Genomic DNA, 21,655 nt, shown 5'->3' on the forward strand with positions numbered 1-21,655 from the left:
GAGGCTCCAGGCTTGCGGCAAAGTTCGGGCAAACTTCAGGCAGGCGCCGCGAGCCCGATCATGCGTCGAACCTCCTGCGGGCCGACCCCCGCCGCCCGTAATTCGCGCAGCCCGGTCGCGCCGGTCGACTTCGACAGCTTGCGCCCCTCGGCGTCGCGCAGCAGCGAATGGTGCCGATATACCGGCGCCCGCAAATCGAGCAAAGTCTGGAGCAGACGGTGCACGCTGGTCGACCAGAACAGGTCGGCGCCGCGGACCACCTCGGTCACCCCCTGCAGCGCGTCGTCGATCACCACCGAGAGGTGATAGCTGGTGGGCGTCTCCTTGCGGGCGATCACGACGTCGCCCCAGGCTTCGGGCCGCGCCGCGACCGTGCCGGTCTCGCCGTCGGGGCCGTGGCCGCGTTCATGCCATGCGAGATCGCCGGCGAGCGCGATCGCGGCGTCCATATCGAGCCGCAGCGCATAGGGCGCGCCGGACTGCATCAGTTGCGCGCGTTCGTCGGCATCGAGCTGCTTGCCGAAGCCGGGATAGAGCGGCGCGCCGTCGGGATCGCGCGGCCAGGGCGCGGTCGCGTCCTTCGCGGCGACCAGCCGCGCAATCTCGGCGCGGCTGTCGAACGCCGGATACACCAGCCCGCGCGCCGCGAGGCGATCGACCGCGTCGCGATACAGCGCCAGGTGATCGGACTGCCGCCGCACCTCCGGTTCCCAGGCGATGCCGAGCCATGACAAGTCTTCGTAGATCGCCGCCTCGTATTCCGGCCGGCAGCGCGTGGCGTCGATGTCCTCGATCCGCAGCAGCAACTTGCCGCCGCTGGCGCGCGCCAGATCGGCATTCAGCAACGCCGAATAAGCATGGCCGAGGTGCAGATAGCCGTTCGGGCTCGGGGCAAATCGGAAAACGGGTGGCGGCATCGAAACCCCGGCGTCATTGCCGGACTTGATCCGGCAATCCATCGGATGACAGACTCTTCTTACGATAGCGGATGGATGCGCGGGTCAAGCCCGCGCATGACGCCGCGGAAAAGCGCAGGCCCGATGACCATCCATCTCGACACCCAGGCCGACCTCGAGGCCGCGATCACCACGCTGGTGAAGCAGGACAAGCGGCTGCAGCCGGTGCTGCAGACCGCCGGGATGCCGGCGCTGCGCCGGCGCGATCCCGGCTTCAGGGGCCTCGCGGCGATCGTCTGCGGCCAGCAATTGTCGGTGGCCAGTGCTGCGGCGATCTGGGGTCGGGTCGATGCCGCGTTCGATCCGTTCGACCATGCGGCGATCAAGCGCGCGCGCGCCGACCGGCTCGGCCGGCTCGGCCTGTCGGCGGCGAAGATCAAGACGCTGAAGGCGCTGGCGAAGGAACTGCACGCTGAGCGGCTCAATCTCGACGTGCTCGCCAATGAGGACGCCGACGTCGCCCACGCCACGCTCACCGCGCTGCACGGCATCGGGCCGTGGACCGCGGACATCTATCTGTTGTTCTGCCTCGGCCACGGCGACGCCTGGCCGGCCGGCGATCTCGCCGTGCAGGAGGCAATGCGGATCGGCCTCGGCCTGAAGGCGCGGCCGACCGTGAAACAGATGGCGCCGCTCGCCGAACCCTGGCGCCCGCTCCGCGGCGCCGCGGCGCATCTGTGGTGGGCGTACTACCACGCGGTGAAGAAGCGCGAGGGGGTGATCGGAGGGAAGGCGAAGACGGCGACGAAAGCGTAGTTCAGACAACCTGTCTGTAACGACTCGTCATGCCCGGCCTCGTGCCGGGCATCCACGTCCTGCAGCACCCACGGCAAAGACGTGGATGGCCGGGACGAGCCCGGCCATGACGACGTCGGAGTTGAGACGCGGGGAATGGCGTCCCTCACACGGGACTACTCATCGCACCGCTCCCTCGTCCCCAAACGACAAGGCGCGCCGGCGTTGCCGCCGACGCGCCCCTCGTAAACTCGCTGGTTCCCAGGCGCCGGGGCGCCCTGGCCGAGCGGACCTTGATCAGGTCAGATCAGCGGGCGGCCCCAACGAGGTGACAGCGTTTCGAGTGAGACACTGGATCACCTCCTTTCGTTGTTTCAGGAACTGAAAGAATAGGAATGATTCTCTCGATTGAAAAGCCCCCTGCTGCGACGTTTTCGCGCCGGGGGAAATCGCGGAACGGGCGCCGCGATCGGCCGTTGTTTCTGCTCACAGGGAGAGAGATCACCATGAACCCGGAACAGAGCGAAACCGTCAGCCTGATCGGCAGCGACAAGGTGCAGGGAACCGCGGTGTACGGCGCCGACGGCGAGAAGATCGGCAGCATCGAGCGCGTGATGATCGAGAAGGTCAGCGGCAAGGTGTCCTACGCGGTGCTGAGCTTCGGCGGATTCCTCGGCATCGGCGACGATCACTATCCGCTGCCCTGGCCGTCGCTGAAGTACAATGTCGAGCTCGGCGGCTATCAGACCATGATCACCGCCGACCAGCTCGAGAGCGCGCCGAAATACGACCGCGAGGCGGAATATGACTGGCGCGGCGCCCGCAAGGTCGACGATTACTACGGCGTGGCGCTGTCGTAGCGCCGCAGCCGATCGCCGGATGCCGCGCGCATCCGGCCGCGTATTGAAGGCGGGTCGCAGATGCGGCCCGCTTTTTTTCAGGTCGCGCCCCGCCGCTCCCCGGGCCCGCGATCCCGACTCACCGGCGCGTCCCCGCCGCGCCGGCCGGCCGGGCGCCGATGGTTACCACCCGTTTCGATGTCGGTGTTTACCCGGTCTTAGTTCCCGATCGTCAAACTAACGGCCGGCATCAGCGCGAGAGAATTCGCGATCCTGCGGGGGCTGGATATGCAGAAGCTACTTGAAACCCGTCACGCAGGGCGCGCCCTGCGCCGTTTCGGGCGCGATCGCTCGGGCAATATCGCCGTGATCTTCGCGATTGCGCTGCTACCGATCCTCGGCTTTGTCGGCGCGGCGATCGACTACGCGATGGCGAACCGGATCCGCACCAAGCTGCAGTCGGCGCAGGACGCGGCGGTGCTGCTGGCGGTCAGTCATTCGTCGATCAACCGCTCGACCGCGCAGGCCAAGGCCGACGCGGTCCAGTTCTTCAACGCCACGCTCGACGCCTACGGGCTGAGCGCCACGATCAATCTCGACGTCACCGAGAGCAACGGCACGCGCAGCGCGAGCTCGGAGTTCACCTCGACGGTGAACACCCAGTTCCTCAACCTGATCGGCTATCCGACGTTGACGATCGGCAACCGCTCGACCTCCACGGTGTCGCGGCCGGTCTATCAGGACTTCTATCTGCTGCTCGACAATTCGCCGTCGATGGGCGTGGCCGCCACCACGGCCGACATCGCCACCATGGTCAACAACACCTCGGACAAATGTGCGTTCGCCTGTCACGACCTGTCGAACTCGAACGATTACTACAAACTCGCCAAGAAGCTCGGCGTCAAGATGCGGATCGACGTGGTCCGGCAGGCGGTACAGCAGCTCACCACCACGGCGACGCTGATGACCGCGGTGAACAACCAGTTCCGGATGGCGGTCTACACCTTCGGAAGCTCCTGCACCTCGCTCGGGCTGACGACGATCGCCAGCCTGTCGTCGAGCATGTCGAGCGTGCAGACCTCCGCCAGCGCGATCGACCTGATGACGATCCCGAAGCAGAACTACAACAACGACCAGTGCACCGATTTCGACAACACGCTGGCGGCGATGAATACGACGATCCCGTCGTCCGGCACGGGGACCGCGGAGCAGCCGCAGAAATGGCTGTTCTTCGTCTCCGACGGCGTCGCCGACGCCTATTATCCGTCGACCTGCACCCGCCCCACCGTGAGCGGCGGCCGCTGCCAGGAGCCGCTGACGGTCGCGCAATGCAAGGCGATGAAGGACCGCGGCATCCAGATCGCGGTGCTGTACACCACCTATCTGGCGCTGCCGACCAACGACTGGTACAACCAGCACATCGCGCCGTTCAATCCGGGGCCCTACGGCCCCTCGACCAACAGCCAGATCGCCGCCAAAATGAAGAGCTGCGCGTCGCCGGACTTCTATTTCGAGGTCAGCCCGACCCAGGGCATCTCGGAGGCGATGGACGCGCTGTTCAAGAAGGCGGTGGCGAAAGCGCGACTGAGCAGCTAGCGAAACCCACGCGACGGACGGCCTTCGGACGGTAGGGTGGGCAAAGGCGCTGTTGCGCCGTGCCCACGCGTGACACAAAACGACGCGTCGACGTCGGCGTGGGCACGGCGCTGCGCGCCTTTGCCAACCCTACGAAGTCCTATCGCATATGAGCTTCCGCCTGGTTTCGATGGCATTTGAGCGTCGCCTATCCGCATGTCGTCCCCGCGCAGGCGGGGACCCATACGCCGCAGCATCTCGATTGAAGCCCTGTGGCAGAGGGCTTCCTTTACTCTGGAAGCCAGGGGTTATGGGTCCCCGCCTGCGCGGGGACGACTCGTTGCGGATGCCGCGGCTGAACATCTGATCCTCGCTGCGGCCGTCGCAAAACTACACCACCGGCTCCGGCGCGCGGCCGACGATGACGCCTTCGTGGCCGCGCAAATCGAGCGTGGCGCCGACGCGTTCGCCGGTGCGATCCATCGCGGTCGACAGCAGCACCTCGCCGTCGAGCCCGAACGCATCGGAGCCCGCCGATACCGGCGCGGCGCCGAGATTGAGCGCGATCAGCACCGACTCGCCCTGATGATATCGGCGATACAGCAACAGATCGCCCTGCACCGCGAGCGGCTGATAATCGCCGAGCGACAATTGCGGCCTGGCGTGGCGCAGCCGCAGCAGCGCGCGATAGAGATTGAGGATCGACTGCGCGGCGGCGCGCAGATTGGCGACGTTGTCCTGCGCCGCGTCGGGCGCCAGCGGCAGCCACGGTTTCGCGTCGGAAAAGCCGGCATTCGGCGACGCGTCCCACGGCATCGGCGTGCGGCAGCCGTCACGGCCGACGCCGATGCCCGGCACGTTCTTCTCGAACGGGTCCTGCACGTCCTGCGGCGCGATCTCGACCTGCTCCATGCCGAGCTCGTCGCCGTAATACAGCGTCGGCGTGCCGCGCAGCGTCAGCAGCAGCATCGCCGCGACGCGGGCCTGCGCGGGGCCGACCCGGCTCGCCACCCGGGGCCGATCGTGGTTGCCGAGCACCCAGTTCGGCCACGCGCCCGCGGGTAGCGCCGCCTCGTAACGCGCGATCAGCGCGGCGATGTCCTGCGCGCGCCACGGCGTCGACAGCAGCGCGAAGTTGAACGGCAGATGCGCGCCGTTGAGGCCGGGCCCGTAATAAGCGACCAGCCGCTCGATCGGCAGATAGATCTCGCCGATCAAGAGACGCTGATCGAATTCGTCGCACACCGCGCGCATCTCGGCGACGATCTCCAGCGTCTCCGGCCGGTCGGCCGAATACACCGGCAGCAACGCCGCGTGCGGCGGCATGCCGGGCCTGAAATCCGTGTTGGGCGGGTTGTCGCGCACCTGATCGTCCTTGATCAGGTGCCAGATCACGTCGACGCGGAAGCCGTCGACGCCCTTCTTCAGCCAGAACCGCATCGCGTCATAGATCGCGGCGCGGACCTGCGGATTGCGCCAGTTCAGATCCGGCTGCTGCCTGAGAAACGCGTGGTAGTAGTACTGGCCGGTGGTTTCGTCGAACTCCCAGCCGCTGCCGCCGAATTCCGACAGCCAGTTGGTCGGCGGGCCGCCGTCCGGCCCGGGATCGCGCCACAGATACCAGTCGCGTTTCGGATTGTCGCGCGAGGCACGGCTTTCGACGAACCACGGGTGCTGGTCGGACGAATGATTCGGCACCAGATCGAGGATCACCTTGAGCCCGCGCGCATGCGCGATCAGCACCAGCGCGTCGAAATCCTCCATCGTGCCGAAGATCGGATCGATCCCCACATAGTCGGCGACGTCGTAGCCGAAATCCGCCATCGGCGAGGGAAACACCGGCGACAGCCAGAGCGCGTCGACGCCGAGGTCGGACAGATGATCGAGCCGATCGATGATGCCGCGCAGATCGCCGATGCCGTCGGCATTGCTGTCCTGAAACGAGCGCGGATAGATCTGGTACAGCACGCCGGCCGTCCACCAGGACGGGGTGGTCACATCGGTCATCGGTTGTCCTTCTCGGGTCTCGCGTTCACAGACGCCCGAAGCCGCCAGCTTGTTCCGGCGGCGGCTGGTTTCATTCGCACAAGCATGCGTCAGCGCCGTGAAGGCGGAGGCGGCGTTTCAGCTCTCCCTTGGGGAGACGATCGCATCGGGCGTTCGAAGGTCGGGGCAATGAGCGATTCGGCCTTGCCTGTCCGCATGTCGTCCCCGCGCAGGCCGGGGACCCATACGCCGCAGCGTCTCGATTGGAATCCGGTGTCAGAGGCCTTGCTCCGCTCGGGAAGCCAGGGGCTATGGTCCCCGCCTGCGCGGGGACGACGCGTGGCGGAGGCAGCGGCCGAACATTTGATCCATATCCGGTCGCCCCGCAGCGACTCGCGTCGCCCTGTCCTGCCCGCGACCCGCCGCCGCCGAGCGCCGCTCTGTATCAATCTACCGTTCGCGGCGATCGCGTGCTGATCGGCGGCAAATCATCGCGCTTTCACTGGCGATCGTTCACCGACCACTTACTTAGTCATTGTGCGACGCGTTGTCGCCGGTAAGTCGATGCCTGAATTGGCTTGCCGCAGCGCGAAAATGTGCGAGATTGGAACCGGGCCGGGGCCGTCGAATTGTCAAAAATACTGAGATTCTTCCGCCAGCCCATTATGATCGAGGAAGGTAAGCATGACGCAAATTGCTAAAGTGTACGACGACGCGAAGAAGGCCCAGGCGGCGGTCGCCGAGCTCAAGGCTGCCTCATTCGACAACGTCGAACTCGTGACCAACAAAGACGGTAGCGTGGTAAGCATCGACCCGCCCTTCGGCAAGGGCGGCCAGGCCGAAGCGATCCTCAATCGCCATGGTCCGACCCGATCGGCCACCGGCTATGCCGCGACGTCGTCCTCGGCCAACCTGACCGGCGCACCGCGTCTGACCGACTCCCGCACCACGCTGGGCGGAATCTTCCCCGAACTGACCAGCCCGAACTTCTTCCTGTCGTCGATGTTCGGCCCGTTGCTGTCGGCCTCGCAGAAGCCGTTCTCGTCGCTGGCGTCGAGCCAGAAGCCGTGGTCGTCGCTCACCTCCAGCCAGAAGCCGTTCTCGCAGCTCGCGGCCAATCAGAACGGTTCGGCCAATCTGATCAACGATCCGACGCCGTTCTCCTCGATGCTCGGCCTGCCGGTGCTGCTCGGCCGCTGAACCATCTGCTGTAAATACGAACCGATCATCAGCGCCGGGCCCCTCGCCCGGCGCTTTTGTCTGGCGCCGACCGGGCCGTGACCAGAATCCGCTTGCGAGTGCCCCCCGCTTGCGGAATCAATCGGCCAGGGGGTGAAGATGCGCGTTGCTCCTGCCGAGCGGTCCGGGCCGACAGAATGGCTGGTCACAGCCGGTCGCCGGATTCGGCCGCGACAGCGGCGCAGCCCCTGGTTCGCATCGGCGGCCGCCGATGTTTGAGCTCAGCATCTTCGCCGTGATTGTGCTCGCGATCATCTACTGGATGGCGCTGTGGCTGATGGGCCGGCGTGAGGACGTGCTGTACGGTTCGTTCGTCTCGCCGCCGCAGGGCGCCGCGGCGGACCAGCACGCCGAGCCGGGCGGCCCGATGCTGTCGCCGCCGATGCCGTCGCCACCGATACTGTCGTCGCCGATACTGTCGTCGCCGATACTGTCGCCGCAATGGCCGCCGGAATTGCCGCGCCGCCGACGCGCTCCACAGGCGCCGGCCGCGCCGCGCCCGGCCGATCCCGCCGCGCTGCAGCACACCACATCCGCATCCGCAGCTCGCGCCACGGCCGGGCCGCCGCGATCCGACGTGCTGGCGTCGCTGCTGGAGACCATCAAGCGCGACCTCGACGACGCGGCCGGCAGGGAGCCGCTCAAGTAACTACGCGGGGCATCGCCCGGCCGAAGCCTGACCTGGTCCCGGATCCGGACCCGTCAGACGGGCCGGATCAGATCTTCATCAGTTGACGCTGTCAGGTCGTGCCGTGCGGCTGCTGCGGCCCGGCGCTGACGTGCCGGTGTGCATCCTCGTGGCCGGCGAAGATCACCACGCCGAACAGGATCACAACGGTGGACAGTGCGGCGGCAGCCAGCAGCAGAATGTCGTAGGTCATCATGGTCGTATTCCCCCTGCACCCGATGCAGTGGGACAGCATCACGCCGCCTTCGGAGCGCAGCGTTGATGCCGATCAATTCGGCGTCACTTTCGCTGCGACGCCCGGGCGCCGCCTCGCCGCCGATTCCGCGCCCGGCGATCATCGGCTTTGCCGCGGCGAAGTCGTCAGATGATCGCCCGGTCCCAGCCGCCATAATGCTGATCGCTGCGCGCGCCGCGCGGCAGGCTGAGACCGATCAGCGCCAGACCGATCGCGATCTGGACGATGCCGCCCGCCATTCCGCCGTCGAGCAGGAACGGCGCGGCGACGAGCCACGCACCGAGCCCGACATTGAGGAAGCGCACCGGGCGCACAACCTCGGCGAGCGCGGTGACGGCGATCAGCACGACCAGGCAGCCGGTGATGTGATCGCTGAAGGACAGCGGCGGCCGGGTGGCAAGGAGCTGCGGCGATGCGACCAGCACGACGCCGAGACCGATACTGGCGAGCAGCGTCCACGGGAACGTCACGCCGCCGAACACGAAGTCCTTCAGCATCTCCCCGACCGGACGGTCGAGATCGGGCGCGGGCGTCTGGTCCTGCGACAACGCCGGGCCGCCCATCCAGAAGGTGCGCCAGAACGGCTCGCCGGCCCTGGTGGCGCGCCAGAGATACTGCACGCTCGCCAGCACCTCGTCGATCGAATAGGGAATCAGCATCACGGTGACGACGGCCTGAATGATGCAGAGCGTGCACAGCGCGCCGATCAGCGGCGGCTGGATGATGATGAAGGTGACGCTGACCACGCCGAGCGGAATGATCAGCAGGCCGAACAGAACCACCATCCAGGGCATGGTGCGCCAGCGGCGGCGGTCGCCGATCGAGCCGGCGAAAATGTCGAGCGCGTAGGCGAAGGCGCCGAGGCCGGCATCCGCGATCGGGAAGCCCTTCGACACCCACGACGTCACCACCGCTTCGCTGCCGTTGCGAACCGGCGCGTCGCCTGGTCCGAAGAACGGGTCCCACAGGGTGTCGATGTGGCCCATCTGATAAGCGGCCAGATAGCGCGAGACGAACAGGCCGACGAACGCCAGCGCGACGATCGGAATGCGCTGGGTGAAGGTCGACGGCGAGTAGCTCCAGCCGAGCGGGCGATCGTCATCGGCGGCCAGCGCCCGCCGGCTGACGCCGGCCGGCGGCGGGATCAGCACCGCGAGGGCGACCACCAGCATGCCGACCAGCGTGTCGAGGCCGTAGGCGGCGGCGCTGGTCGTCCAGAACAGCAGCGGCGCCAACATCACCCAGAGCCCGACCGCCGCGGTCGCCCATTGCATCCAGCGCCGCTCGCGGGCGAGGCCCGCGAGCGCCATCACGGTGATCAGCAGCCCGGACACGATCTCGCTGACGCCGAGCCTGGCGTTGCGGGTCTGGGCGTCCGCCACCTCGTGGCCGAGCGCGGGCGGCGGGGCCGCCGCGACGGGGTCGAACAGGCCGAGCGTCATCGGCGACGTGATCAGCCACAGCCCGAGCGCGGCATTCGTCAGCGGCGCCCACAGCGTCCAGGCGCGGTGCCGTTCGACGGCTTCGTCGACCTGCGCCGGGCTCAGCTCGAGCGGCTGCTTCAGCCGCTCCTGCGCCTGGTCGAGTTCCGGCTCCGACGCGGCCACGGCCGGCGCTTCGAGCTTGTTGATCTCGTACCAGCGGGTCGGATCCCGTTTCAGCCCGCGGATCATCTCCGGCAGCGTGTCGACCAGCCGGTGCGCCGGCTTCCAGCCGAGCAGCGCGCGGGCGCGCGACGCGTCGATCTCGTAGTGATCGTCGGAATTCTCGATCATCCAGGGCTTGATGTCGGTGTCCTGATCGAGCACCTCGGTCTGCACCCAGGCGCCCGCTTTGGTGAGGCCCTTGTTCAGGCTGAGCGTGCGCCATTCCTCGTCGTGAACGAGGCGGCCGATGCGCTTCTGCATCTCCTGATAAGACGGCGTCTCCTCCTCGCCGATCAGCAGCGTCGTCTCGTCCGGAAGATCGCAGCGGCGATCGACCGTGCGCACGATCGCGTCGACCAGATCGTCCCTGTGCAGATAGGGCTGTCCGGCGGAGAGATCGCCGGTGAACAGATAGGCGGTCGGCAGCCGCTCGAAGATGCGGGAGATCTGCTGCGCGATGAACGCCGCGCGGCAATCCTCGTCGTAGACACCGGCCAGCCGCAGGATCACGCTCCGGATATCGCCGCGTTGCTGCGCGATCAGCCGTTCGGTGTCGGCCTTGGATTGCGGATAGGCCCAGGCGGGGCGGATCGGCGAATTCTCGTCGATGCGCACGCCCTTGTCGGGGCTCGGCGCATGCACCAGCAAGGTGCTGGAGAAGATGAATTGCCCGGCGCCGACCGTCTTCAACGCGCGCAGAAGCCGCGCCGTGCCCTCGACCGTGACCGACTGATATCTGGGATCGTCCTCGCCGGTCGTGTCGTAGTAAGCGGCGAGATGCACCACCGAGGCGATGGTCCCGCCCGCCCGCTTCGTCGCCTCATTCACGGCGCTGTCGACGCTCTCGTCCGAGGTGAGGTCGATCTCGACGGTCTCCATCCCCTCGACGGGATGCTTCGGCGGCATCAGGTCCAGACCGATCACGCGGTAGCGTTTCTGCAGGCCCCTGGCGATGGCCTGACCGAGAAACCCGCTGCTGCCGGTGATGAGGACGGTGGGGCGCTTGGAGGAATCCTTCGGCATCGGCATCCTTCGGACGGACGGAGGGTGTCGTTCGATGCCGACTCCGGAGCTGGCGATGCCGACATCGGCCATCGGCGCGTTGCGACGCGACGCGCAATCGCGTCGTGGCCTTCCGCAGGGCAAGCACCGATCTCCGCATCCGTTCCGGGGTGCGGTTTTTGATCGCAGATGAAGCGAGACGACGGATCGGGAAAGGACGGATCGGGAGGGAGACCCGGGGCGACGGCCTGATCGCCGCACGCGCGGTCGCGTCGCTCGACTGCGCGGCGCAATGCCGGGGCTGTCGCGGAGGCCGGGTTGATCCCGCACTCCCTGCGTCTTCAGGCTCGAAGCCGCTCCGCGGCGGAGCTGGCCGAACGATCGCGAAGACGAGGATGGGCCGGGGTACTCTGGTTCACGCCGGTCAAGGCGACGTGCACCACTTTCATTCGCGCCGCAGTTCGGGGCGCGTCGATTCTCAGCGCGCCGCCGACGCAGACGCCGATACGCGCAGCGGCGCGGAGCCGGTGCTCAGCCCCAGCTTTCCGGACTCCGCCAGCTCGCGCAGGCGATGGCGCGCCCACACGCGCATCGCCCGGTCCGAGCGAAGATCGACGCGACTGCTCTGATCGATCTGTTCGACCCGGTCCGACCTGTCCGACTCATGGTGATTGTTCCGACCCGCCATCAACTTTCCTCCTCTGTGAATCCGGCTCATCGCCGCGCGTCGCGCAACACGCCCGTCGTGTCGGGACCCTGCAACTGCGACCGACTCCTTGCACTGATTCACGATGAAGTGGCGGTATTTTTCAAAGGCGGCCGTCCTGAATAATTCCAAACTGCGAACTAACTCGAATGCAATGCCGATGGACCGTCGATCGTCGCGAAGGCTGCGATCACAGAGCACCAACTGATTGCCGGCGACTGCTGGAAATTTGATCTGGGCCAATGCGCGCGGGATCGATTTGATCAAGCCGGCGTGCGGGTCCCACCGCTCTCATCACGCCCACGGCGTGCGGTCGCAACCCTATGTCAGCAACAGGCGCGCGGCCCGACGATCGAGCCTCTGATCGGCATCGGCCTGATCACGGGGGCCACATCATTCCGATGTCGCGTTACGCGAGCCAACCCCATCTGTTACAATTCCGTATTGTTTCTACGATAGATTGATACGTGCTGGTTTGATCTGTCACATACGTTCGGCGACATTGGTATTTCGGCGACATTGGTGTTCGGCAACATGAGTTGGCGCGATGATGCTTCGCGCTCGTAGCATGGACGCCGGGACGATGCGGTGCTCGCCATCGGCGGTCGTGGCCATTCTGCTGCCGGAGCGCCGATGCGATGTCGCGCAGTGTGATGTCGCGCAGTGTGGTATCTGGCGGTGCGGTGTCTCACGGTAGCGGTGTGTGGCGGTCGATGTCTGACGGTTGCGAGATCATGATGCCGCTGTTTCCGGCTTGCGAGCAGCTCGCGCACTGAGCGCTCGGCCAGGATGTCGTCACCAATGGATATGCTGTCGCGCAGAGCGGGCCCGGGTTTTGCCGATCAAGGCGCGCCGCATGACGAATCCCCTGTCGCGCACGCGGCGGCTTTGATCGAGCAACTGACCGGGTTCGTCCGCCGCCAGCTGCTGGTGTTCGTGGTGGTCCCGGCCGCGGCGCTCGCCGTCGGCTTCGGCTATCTGCTGGCCACGCCGGCGGAATATACCGCCACCACAACGCTGATGATCGACAGCAGCAAGCTGCGGATTTTCCAGAACCAGTTGCAGTCGTCGGGCGATATGCCGCTCGATACGATCCAGGTCGGCTCGCAGGTCGAAATCCTCGCATCCGGGCGGATCGCCCTCGCCGTCGTGCGGCAGCTCAAACTCGCTGACGATCCGGAATTCGTCACCAAGGGCGGCGCACTCGGCTGGATCGCGCGGCTGGTGGTGCCGTCATCCTCCGAACAGACCGACGAGGCCGGCCGCGAGCGGCGGGCTGTCGAGGAGCTTCTCAGCCGTCGCACCATCTCTCGGATCGAGCGCACCTATGCGCTCAATATCGCCTATGCCGCACGCGATCCGGGCCTCGCCGCCAGGATCGCCAACGCGATCGCAGAGACCTATATCGACGACCAGCTCAACGCCAAATACGAAACCACGCGCCGCGCGAGCACGTGGCTTCAGGATCGCATCAACGAACTCAAGTCGAAGGCGAGCGCCGCCGACAAGGCGGTGCTCGAGTTCAAGGAGAAGAACAAAATCGTCGATTTCGGCGGCGGCGGCTACGCCACCCCCGCGACGGGCGGCCAGAGCAGGCTGATCGGCGAACAGCAATTGTTCGATCTGAGCGCCCAGCTCTCGATCGCGCGCGGCGCCACCACCGAGGCCAAAGCGCGTCTCGACCGGATCGAGCAGATCCGGAAGATGGACGTCAGCGAGGCCGCGGTGTCCGACCTGCTCAAGAACGACGTCGTGACGCGGCTGCGCAACAATTATCTCGACCTGTCGGCGCGCCAGGCCAACCTCTCGGCGCGCTACGGCGCCGACCACGCGGCCAGCACCAATCTCCTCGAGCAGATGCAGGAGCTGAGCCGCAACATCTCGGCGGAGCTCGGGCGGATCGCGGCGAGCTATCAAAGCGACTATGAGATCGCGAGAACCCGGGAAAAGCAGCTCGAGGCCGAACTGGCGAATCTGGTGCTGGAAGGCCAGAGCACCAACCGAGACCGGATCGGGCTCACCGAACTGCAGAGTTCCGCCAAGGCCTATCACACCATCTATGACAGCTTTCTCCAGCGCTATGCGGAAGCGATCCAGCAGGAGTCGTTTCCGATCACCGAGGCCCGGGTGATCAACGCGGCGTCGCCACCCACGCGCAAGAGCAAGCCGGTCGGCTCTCTGGTTCTCGCGATTTCCGGAGCGATGGGGATCATTCTCAGCTTCGGGATCGCGATGCTGCGCGAAGCGATCGACGGCACATTCCGCACCCGGCAGCAGGCCGAACAGGCGCTGCGGGTGAAGTGCCTTGCGGTGATTCCGCTGGCGAAGCGATCCGCGGCAAGCCATGGCGACACCGCCCCTCCCGGCGGCCGCTGGAGCCAGCGCCGGACCGGCGCGCAGGGCGAACGGGAGCGGCGCGCGGACGCCGGAACGGCGGCCGAAGCGCCCCCCCTCGCAATCGCCGAGCCGCTGATGCGGCGTTCGGTCGATGAACCGCTCTCGATCTTCACCGAGGCGTTCCGGGCCATCAAGGTGACCGCCGAGCTGCGCCCTGCGATCCGCAACAACAAGGTCATCGGCGTGACCTCGACGCTGCCGGGCGAAGGCAAATCGACCGTCGCCTGCAATCTCGCGATGCTGATGGCCGACGCCGGCAAGCGGGTGATCCTGCTGGACCTCGATCTGCGCAGTCCGACGCTGGTACGGTGTCTCGCGCCTCCCCCCACCGCCGGGCTGCTCGAGGTACTGGACGGCAAGGCCAGTCTCGAACAGGCGATCGGCCGGGAGCCGACCACGGGGCTGGCGCTGCTGCCGCTGCTGACCTCGGGCCATCCGGCGCATTGCGACGAGATCCTGTCGTCCGCCGCCTTCACGGATCTGATCGGCCAGCTCCGGGAGAGCTACGACTACGTCATCATCGACCTTCCGCCGATTGCGCCGGTGATCGATGTCCGCGCCACCCTGCCGCTGATCGACTGGGTCGTGTTCGTCGTGGAGTGGGGAAAGACGCCGATCCGCACCGTTCAGCATCATCTGCAGGCCTGGCCCGAGCTGCACGATCACATGCTCGGCGTGGTGCTGAACAAGGTCGATCTCAGGGCGCTCGAGCGATTCCAGCAGCCGGGACTTTACCACAGCGGCTATTACGAGCCGGCGGCTGCCCGGCCCCAGCGTGCTTCGGCCTAGCGTGTCCGGCATGACGAACCATCGCCACGATCAGCGCCGGCTGCGATGGACGCGGAGAGCGGTGCTTCGGAGAGGGATGTCTGCGAGACCGGATGTCTGCGGGAACGTGCGGGAAGCGAGTCGGCGCGAGCCTATTTGGTCTTTTCCGGCCGCCGCAGCCGCGCCTGGTAGCGATCCCGCAGATCTTCTTCCAGGCCGATCTTCTCGAGCAGCAGGTCGGTCACCAGCTTCCGCAAGCGGGAATTCTCGAGCTCGAGGTGCGCGACCAGATCGGCCGGATGCAGAGCCCCGTAGTGTCGCCCGTCATCGTGAGCCGCGTCATTGTACGCAATCGGACCGGAGGTCCTCGAGCCGGAATTCGCGCCCGAATGCGCTGAACCGGAAGTCATTGAGCCGGAAGTCATTTGGCCGGAGGTCATTTGGCCGGAGGACATTTGCCCGGAGGTCATCGAGCCGGATCCGGCATTCGCTGAACCGGAGGTTGTCGAGACCGGCATCTTCTTCCATCGGTGATACGTCATGACGCTCACCCCGAGCGCCTTCGATATTTCCCGCTGGGTCTTGCCCTTGGCCGCCAGTTCGTCGGCTTGCGCCAGTTTGCTCGCAATTTCCTCAGAGGCGTGTCGCCTGCCGACCATCTCATCGCCTCCCGACGAATCTCGCTAAAGAACGCATGCGAGCGATTCTAGTAAACGTGATTCACCAAAGTTTTCAATAGAGCCCCGACAATTTTGATGACGCCGGATGGTGGCGCGACGATGGCGTTTGGCAACGACGAGAGCTTCTCACATCAACACCGATCGACCATCGCACACTCCGCACCATGATCGATGTCCTAATCAGGGACACTCCTCGGATGATGAGAATCGGAATGCGAGCAATGTTCAGCCCGCGCGCGATTCAACGCACGATATTCAATATGCGTTGCGCCGCCTGATCAGTTCGAAGCAGGTCTTCAGCATGATGTGGATATCGAGCGCGAGACTCCAGTTGTCGATATACCAAAGGTCGAGCGCGACCCTGCGCTCCATCAGCTCCAGCCGCGGAGTGCCGCCCCGGCACCCCTGAACCTGCGCCCAGCCGGTGATCCCGGGCTTGACGTGGTGCCGGAAGGCGTAGCTTTCGATCAGCCGGCCGTATTCGTGATCGTGCACCAGCGCGTGCGGACGCGGCCCGACGATCGACATATTGCCCTGCAGGACGTTCACCAGTTGCGGCAATTCGTCGATGCTGCTTTCGCGCAGGATGCGCCCGACCCGGGTCACGCGCGGGTCCTGCCGGGCGGCCTGGACCACCGCCTGGCCATCCTCCTGCACCCGCATCGAGCGCAGCTTGTAGATCAGGAACGGCTTGCCGTTGAAGCCGTGGCGGCGCTGCCGGAAGATCACCGGACCGCTGGATTCGAGTTTGATGGCGATCGCCGCCATCAGCAGCACCGGCGACAGCAGCACCAGCGCGGTGGCGGCGACCGTCACGTCCAGCAGACGCTTGGCCGAGCGCTCCAGCGCCGTCAGCGGCGGACGCTGCAGCTCGACCATATAGAGATGGGACACCGCCGCGTTCTGCCGATCCAGAACAGCCGACACCGAACAATCCGGCAGCAGCCGCACCGGCAGCGGAAACACGCGGAGACGGTCCAGCAACAGTTCGAGATCGGCCGTATTCGACCACGCCAGCGCGAGCACGATTTCTTCCGCCGCGGATTCGCGGATCCGCCGGGTCACGGCCTCGAACCGCTGCGAGAGCCGCTCGGGTGCGACAGCGCCCGCCTCAGTGCGCGGCAACGCCACGCGATCGACCTCGTCCAGCCCGAAATCGCACAGCAGATCGCTGCGCGAGAACCGCGCCATCTCGGCCTGCGTTCCGACCACGAAGGCCCGCCGGCCGGCGATCGCTCCCGCCGCCAGCGCCGCGCGCAGGCGGCGCTTGGCGAACCGCCGCGCCCACAGCAGACCGCAACAGCCGAGGACGAACATGCAGACGATGGCGCCGCGCGACACCTCGTTGCCGGATTTCAGCATGAACAGGATGACCGCCAGCACCAGGATGGCAAAACACCAGGCCGCCCCGACGCGGCCGTGGCCCGGCTGGCGCTCGAGCAGCCCGTTGACCTTGTAGAGCCCGAGCCGGTGCGCAGCGAGCACATGGACCAGGCTCGCCACCAGCCCGAGGCCGGCATAGACCCCGATCTGGGCGTCGCCGCCGATCGCCTGCTGATACAGCGAGCCGCCGAGCGCACCCGCCGCCACGATGATCAGGCTGTCGGCCAGCGCCAGCGCCGGACCGATGATCCCGAACGGAAGCGTGAGACGCGGCCTGGCGGCAATGTCCGAGCCCGCAGCCGGCCGATCCGCGTCGAGCCGGTCGGCGTCGATCAAATGGATTGCGTCGGTCAAGTCGCACCCGCACCGCAGCATGTCGATGCAGATCGAGTATCATACCAATGTGATGGTTTAACTAAACATTAACGCAATACGTTATGCCACGACGCGGCCGGGGCCGCGGCGCCCCGCGCGGCGGGGGCACATCCGCGCGGGGCACGTCGCGCGCTCAGCGCGACGCCGCGACCGGTCGTGCGTCGAGCAATCTCGACAACGCGATCTCGTTGAGAACCGGCGGCGACTGCTTCAACAGCTCGTTCATGTAGGCGCGGCGGTTGGCCTCGATCTTTTCGGCCCGCATTCTCTGCACCAGCCCGTCACGAACTTCGGCCAGCGTTCGCGTCCGCGACGCCTCGGTGTCGAGCAGCTTGATGATGTGCCAGCCATCGTCGAGGCGCACCGGGTCGGCGATGCTCCCCTTGCCGAGCCCGGTGACCTGGCTGCGGATCTCGGGCCGCAGGTCCGGCTCGGCGATCCAGCCGAGATCGCCGTCGCGCTCCGCCGAGGCGGTATCCTCGGACAGGCTCTTCGCCAGCTTGCCGAACTCGGCGCCCGGCGCCTTCAGCTTCTTCAGCGCTTCGGCGAGCTTCTTGCGCGCGGCTTCCTCGGCGTCCTTGTCGGCATCCTTGGGCAGCGAGATCACCACCTGGGCGAGCTGAAACCGGCGCGGCACCAGCAGCGCGCTGGCGTTGGCATCGTAGACCGCCTTGAGCTCGGCTTCGCTCGGATAGCTGTCCGGCGGCGTCGTCACCGATTTGAGATAGCTTTCGACGATCACGCTCTCGCGGACGCGTTCGATCTGCGCCTTTACTGCGGCCTGCTCGTTCCATTTCTTCGTCAGCGCCTCCTTGAACGCCAGACGATTGGCGAGCACCGCACGCACGGTCTGGCTGAGCAGCGCCGGATCGCGCGCCAGCGCCGCCTGCTGACGCGGATCGAGAAACCCGATCGCGGCGCGCACTTCGCTCGCGGTGACGTCGCTGTCGCCGATCCGGGCGACGACGTCGCCGTCCTTCACCGCCGGCGAAGCGTCCGCGACCGGCTGCTGGGCGCCGCCGCGAGCAGGCTGCGGCGCCGCCGCCTGCTGCGCCGGTTGCGGCTGGGCCGGCTGCTGCTGGGCCGGCTGCGGCGCCGGGCGCTGCTGCGCCGACGCCTCGGGCAGCGCGATTGCCAGGGTGATCGCGGCGAGTATCCCGGTGGTGATGACGGCATTGGTCATGGCTTGGCTTTCTGATCGAGGATCTTGTCGCGGAATTCCTGGGCCTGGTTCTGATGCTGGACGCGCTGCAACCCGAAGACCGGATCGTGATCGAGAACCTTCTCGAGCGGATCCATCGCCTCATATCTGGTGACGACGTCATTGCTGATCTTGACGAGCTGGCCGTTCTTGGCCTCGCAGGATCTGGTGCTGGCCTTGAAGGCCTTCGCCTCGCCTTCGAATTTGGCGCGCTCGGCGTCCTTGGTGCGGGCGACCGACGCCGCCTCGGCATAGGCGCTCTTCCATTTCTCCAGCGTGTCGTCGCGTTCGGCGAGCCGGTCGTTGAAGTCCTTGACGGCCTGCCGATAGGCCTGCTCGGCCTCCTTGACCTGGGCCCGCAGCGCGGTGTTCTGCTTCTTCGCGGTTTCGCGCTCCTGCTCGGTCGTCGTCAGCTTGGCCTGAATCGCGGCACGCTGATCCTCGAGCGAGCGAACCTGGGCGGTCGCCGAGCGCAACGCCTCGCGCAGCCGCGCGGTTTCGTCGGCTTGGGCCGGACCGACCAGAACGACGGCCAGGCCGAGCCCGGCAACAAAACAGCGTCCGCGCATGATCAGAACCTCGCGTTGAGATCGAGCTGGAAGATGTCGACGGCGTAGGGCGCGCCCGCGACCTGGTTGGCGCTCAACCAGCGCGCCGTGCTCCAGACGTTCGGCCCGAGGCCGAGGCTGCCGCCGACGAAGTAACCCTTGAGGTTGGTACCGCCGAGGCCGAAATCGGAATCCGCGAAGGCGTCGAGCACGGCGTCGGATTCCAGATATTTGTAGCCGACGAAGGCGCTCCAGTCCCACAACTGCCGGACCTCGCGATGACCGACGGTCAGCCGTCCGAGCCAGCCCTGATTGCCGCCGGCATAGACCTGCGTGCAATTCTCCGTCGATGCGCAGCCGGCGATCGCGCCGGCCGGCAGCGGGTTGGCCGCCACCTTGGCGGCGATGTCGGTGGCGTCCCAGGCGAGGTTGCGGACGTACTCGCCGTCGATCACGACGTGAACCGGATGGAATTGGCCGAGGTCGAGCCGCGCGCTGATCACCAGTTCGCGGAATTCCGAGGCGAGGCCGAAATACTGGTACTGCGGCAGCAGGTTGAGGGTGCCCTCTTCCTGCTGCGGAATGATGTTGCGCAGCGCCATGTAGGTGTTGCCGCGCTGGGCGAAGGACGGCCGGGTCAGGTCGGTGCTGCAGAAATCCGAAACCGTCGCGACCAGGCAGCCGCTCGACAGCTTGCCCTGGACGTTGGTGAAATCGAAATAGGCGGCGCCGAATTTCAGGCTGACATCCGGCGCGAATTCGGCCCGCGCGCCGATCTGGCCGCCGAACATGTATTTGTCGCGGCTCGGGGCCTTGCCCGGCAGCACGTCCTTGTTGCTGAAATCCAGGCTGGTGCCGACGTCGAGGCCGGTATTGAAGATCGGAAACGCGCCGGCGACCACGAACGGCTCCAGGCCCGGGCTGATCTCGTATTTCGCCTGCGCGGCGACGCCGTCGAAGCCGAGATCGCGGTGGAACACCAGGTCGGTCGCGGCGAAGAACGGATTGTCGAAGCGCCCGGCGCTCAGCGCGATATCGCTCCACGGCGAGTATCTGATGAAGGCGCGGTCGAGCCAGATGCTGTATTTGCTGAAATTGCCGCCGGAGCCGCCGAGCGTCTGGTTGAACGACACCGGCGCGTTGCTTTCGCCGGTGGCGATCCGCATCCCGGCGTAGAAGCCGTCGAACAGGTCGGCTTCCATGCCGAGCCGGGCCCGCAGCCGCTGGCGCTGGCGATCCTGGTCGACATTGTAGGTCGGCCAGAAATAGTCGTTCGCGTACGAGCCGTCGCCCAGCACGTTGTAGGGATTGCCGGTGTTGATGGCGTTGTAGTTCACCGTGTAGGGGTAGTTGCCGGACGGGTGGAACACGCTTTCGTGGCGGACGCGGACGTCGCCGTAGAAGCGGATGCGCTGCGCCCATTCCGGATATTTGCCGGGCGACGCCCAGTTCTCCTGCTCCGCCTTGGCCATCACGTCGCGCCTGATCTCGTCGCGGAGCTGCTTCTTGACGATTTCGGGCACGTAGGTGACGCGTCTGGTGCCGGCCGGCGAGGTCGCCTCGGCGGCCGTTGCGGCGGTCTTCTCGGCGCCCTCCGCTTTGGCGGCGGCGTCGCGCACCGCCTGCCGCGCCACATAGGCCTCGTCGTCGGCCTGCTTGACCAGGGCTGCGGCCTGCTCGTCGGTGAGCACGCCCTGCTTCACCAGGAGGTTGATCAGGTTCACGGTCGCATTCGACGACGGCGGCGCGGTCCGCGACACTTTCGGCAGCTTGATCGCCCCGGCGGGATCCGCCTTGTCCTGGGCCGCCGCCGGATCGATGAGCGCCACCAGCGCGACCCCGAGCGGCGCCATCCTCCAACCCATCATCCCGGAACGGCGCATCACAACACTCCCTGTTACTTCACTCGATGACTCTGCCGGCACCGGCCGGCGACGCAGTAGGCGGCTCACGACGGGCTCCGTGCAGTCACCCGCGTGATGATCGGCATCGGCATGTCTTTCGGCGGCGGCTCGCGCAGCGTCATGCCGCCGAGCACCTGATCGCGCACCACGGAGTCGAGATCGCTGTTGCCGGTCGACGACACCAGTTGCACCCTGCTGACCCGGCCGGTCGTGTCGGCCCACAGCCTGACCTGAATCCGCATCACCGCATGACGGGTCTTCTCGTTGGAGCGCAGCGCCGATTCGATCTGCGCCTGCACGATGCTGGCGTACCAGCCCCAACGCGTGCCGCCGCCGCCACCGCCACCACCACTGCCGCTGCCGATCAGGCCGCGGCCGCCCTTGCGGCCGAGCAGTTCGCCCGGCCCGTCGCCGTCGGCGTCCAGCGCCGGCGGCCCGTCCGGCGGCGCGTCGCTCGGATCCGGCGGCGCATCCTTGGGGATGTCGACCGCCTTCTCCTCGATGATCTCCTGCTTCACCGGGGTCTGCTCGACCACCTTCTGCTCGGGCTCGGGCTCCCGCGGCGGCGGCGGCGGAGGCGGAGGCGGTGGCGGCGGCAGAATCGTGACGATGGTCGGCTCGTTGACCTTGCGCGGCGGCTCCTGATCTCCGCTCAGCATGAACACCACCCCGATAACGAGGACGCCGAGCACGACCACGCCGGTGCCGATCGACAGCAGCGTGCGGCGCCACGACGGCCCGTCCTCGTCATCATCGGCTTCATCGCGCCAGTCCATCGGCCATCCGCCTCCG

At 66.7% G+C, this 21,655-nt stretch carries 17 protein-coding genes; 6 read left to right on the top strand and 11 right to left on the bottom strand.

What is annotated here, in order from left to right; all coding sequences use genetic code 11:
- Nucleotides 1–35: 35 nt before the first annotated feature.
- Entirely contained in the window at nucleotides 36–917 is an 882-nt protein-coding gene (gene gluQRS / locus ACTZWT_RS23445) for a tRNA glutamyl-Q(34) synthetase GluQRS (protein WP_444772090.1), read from the bottom strand.
- Nucleotides 918–1,040: 123 nt separating this feature from the next.
- Between gluQRS and ACTZWT_RS23450 the strand changes: the two genes are divergently transcribed.
- The 3 genes from ACTZWT_RS23450 (at nucleotide 1,041) to ACTZWT_RS23460 (ending at nucleotide 4,126) form a co-directional block, all read left to right on the top strand.
- Nucleotides 1,041–1,712: a DNA-3-methyladenine glycosylase family protein gene (locus ACTZWT_RS23450; RefSeq protein ID WP_444772091.1), complete on the top strand. Its 672-nt coding sequence runs from the start codon at nucleotides 1,041–1,043 to the stop codon at nucleotides 1,710–1,712.
- 485 nt (nucleotides 1,713–2,197) lie between these two features.
- Nucleotides 2,198–2,551: a PRC-barrel domain-containing protein gene (locus ACTZWT_RS23455; protein ID WP_444772092.1), complete on the top strand. Its 354-nt coding sequence runs from the start codon at nucleotides 2,198–2,200 to the stop codon at nucleotides 2,549–2,551.
- A 267-nt stretch (nucleotides 2,552–2,818) separates the two neighbouring features.
- Nucleotides 2,819–4,126, top strand: a complete 1,308-nt coding sequence (locus ACTZWT_RS23460) for a TadE/TadG family type IV pilus assembly protein (protein WP_444772093.1) — start codon at nucleotides 2,819–2,821, stop codon at nucleotides 4,124–4,126.
- A gap of 369 nt (nucleotides 4,127–4,495) precedes the next feature.
- On the opposite strand, the gene ACTZWT_RS23465 is transcribed toward ACTZWT_RS23460, so the two are convergent.
- Entirely contained in the window at nucleotides 4,496–6,112 is a 1,617-nt protein-coding gene (locus ACTZWT_RS23465) for an alpha-amylase family glycosyl hydrolase (protein WP_444772094.1), read from the bottom strand.
- Between the two features lie 663 nt (nucleotides 6,113–6,775).
- On the opposite strand from ACTZWT_RS23465, the gene ACTZWT_RS23470 reads away from it, so the two are divergent.
- Nucleotides 6,776–7,291: a hypothetical protein gene (locus ACTZWT_RS23470; RefSeq protein ID WP_444772095.1), complete on the top strand. Its 516-nt coding sequence runs from the start codon at nucleotides 6,776–6,778 to the stop codon at nucleotides 7,289–7,291.
- A 250-nt stretch (nucleotides 7,292–7,541) separates the two neighbouring features.
- On the top strand, nucleotides 7,542–7,979 hold the full coding sequence (locus ACTZWT_RS23475) for a hypothetical protein (RefSeq protein WP_444772096.1): 438 nt from the start codon (nucleotides 7,542–7,544) through the stop codon (nucleotides 7,977–7,979).
- 91 nt (nucleotides 7,980–8,070) lie between these two features.
- On the opposite strand, the gene ACTZWT_RS23480 is transcribed toward ACTZWT_RS23475, so the two are convergent.
- The 3 genes from ACTZWT_RS23480 to ACTZWT_RS23490 form a co-directional block, all read right to left on the bottom strand.
- Complete coding sequence (locus ACTZWT_RS23480; RefSeq protein WP_444772097.1) at nucleotides 8,071–8,214, bottom strand: hypothetical protein; 144 nt, start codon at nucleotides 8,212–8,214, stop codon at nucleotides 8,071–8,073.
- Nucleotides 8,215–8,378: 164 nt separating this feature from the next.
- Entirely contained in the window at nucleotides 8,379–10,922 is a 2,544-nt protein-coding gene (locus tag ACTZWT_RS23485) for an NAD-dependent epimerase/dehydratase family protein (protein ID WP_444772098.1), read from the bottom strand.
- 457 nt (nucleotides 10,923–11,379) lie between these two features.
- Nucleotides 11,380–11,874, bottom strand: a complete 495-nt coding sequence (locus ACTZWT_RS23490) for a hypothetical protein (RefSeq protein ID WP_444772099.1) — start codon at nucleotides 11,872–11,874, stop codon at nucleotides 11,380–11,382.
- A 534-nt stretch (nucleotides 11,875–12,408) separates the two neighbouring features.
- Between ACTZWT_RS23490 and ACTZWT_RS23495 the strand changes: the two genes are divergently transcribed.
- A complete protein-coding gene (locus tag ACTZWT_RS23495; RefSeq protein ID WP_444772100.1) occupies nucleotides 12,409–14,793 on the top strand; it encodes a polysaccharide biosynthesis tyrosine autokinase in 2,385 nt (794 codons plus the stop codon).
- Between the two features lie 131 nt (nucleotides 14,794–14,924).
- On the opposite strand, the gene ACTZWT_RS23500 is transcribed toward ACTZWT_RS23495, so the two are convergent.
- The 6 genes from ACTZWT_RS23500 to ACTZWT_RS23525 all read right to left on the bottom strand — a co-directional run bounded on the left by ACTZWT_RS23500 (nucleotide 14,925) and on the right by ACTZWT_RS23525 (nucleotide 21,639).
- Nucleotides 14,925–15,431: a helix-turn-helix domain-containing protein gene (locus tag ACTZWT_RS23500; RefSeq protein WP_444772101.1), complete on the bottom strand. Its 507-nt coding sequence runs from the start codon at nucleotides 15,429–15,431 to the stop codon at nucleotides 14,925–14,927.
- A gap of 276 nt (nucleotides 15,432–15,707) precedes the next feature.
- Nucleotides 15,708–17,189, bottom strand: a complete 1,482-nt coding sequence (locus ACTZWT_RS23505) for an undecaprenyl-phosphate glucose phosphotransferase (protein ID WP_444772102.1) — start codon at nucleotides 17,187–17,189, stop codon at nucleotides 15,708–15,710.
- A 154-nt stretch (nucleotides 17,190–17,343) separates the two neighbouring features.
- Entirely contained in the window at nucleotides 17,344–18,393 is a 1,050-nt protein-coding gene (locus ACTZWT_RS23510) for a peptidylprolyl isomerase (RefSeq protein ID WP_444772103.1), read from the bottom strand.
- The gene (locus ACTZWT_RS23515) at nucleotides 18,390–18,980 is read right to left on the bottom strand and encodes a hypothetical protein (RefSeq protein ID WP_444772104.1); all 591 of its coding nucleotides are present in this window, start codon (nucleotides 18,978–18,980) and stop codon (nucleotides 18,390–18,392) included. Before ACTZWT_RS23515 ends, ACTZWT_RS23510 begins: the two co-directional genes overlap by 4 nt.
- Before the next feature lie 2 nt (nucleotides 18,981–18,982).
- Nucleotides 18,983–20,842 (bottom strand): putative porin, encoded by a 1,860-nt coding sequence (locus tag ACTZWT_RS23520; RefSeq protein WP_444772105.1) that lies wholly within the window; start codon nucleotides 20,840–20,842, stop codon nucleotides 18,983–18,985.
- A gap of 65 nt (nucleotides 20,843–20,907) precedes the next feature.
- Nucleotides 20,908–21,639 carry a TonB C-terminal domain-containing protein gene (locus ACTZWT_RS23525; RefSeq protein ID WP_444772106.1) on the bottom strand — a complete coding sequence of 244 codons (732 nt, stop codon included), beginning with the start codon at nucleotides 21,637–21,639 and terminating at the stop codon, nucleotides 20,908–20,910.
- Nucleotides 21,640–21,655 lie beyond the last annotated feature (16 nt).

The sequence above is a fragment of the Rhodopseudomonas sp. NSM genome (assembly GCF_052445935.1).
GTDB lineage: Bacteria > Pseudomonadota > Alphaproteobacteria > Rhizobiales > Xanthobacteraceae > Rhodopseudomonas.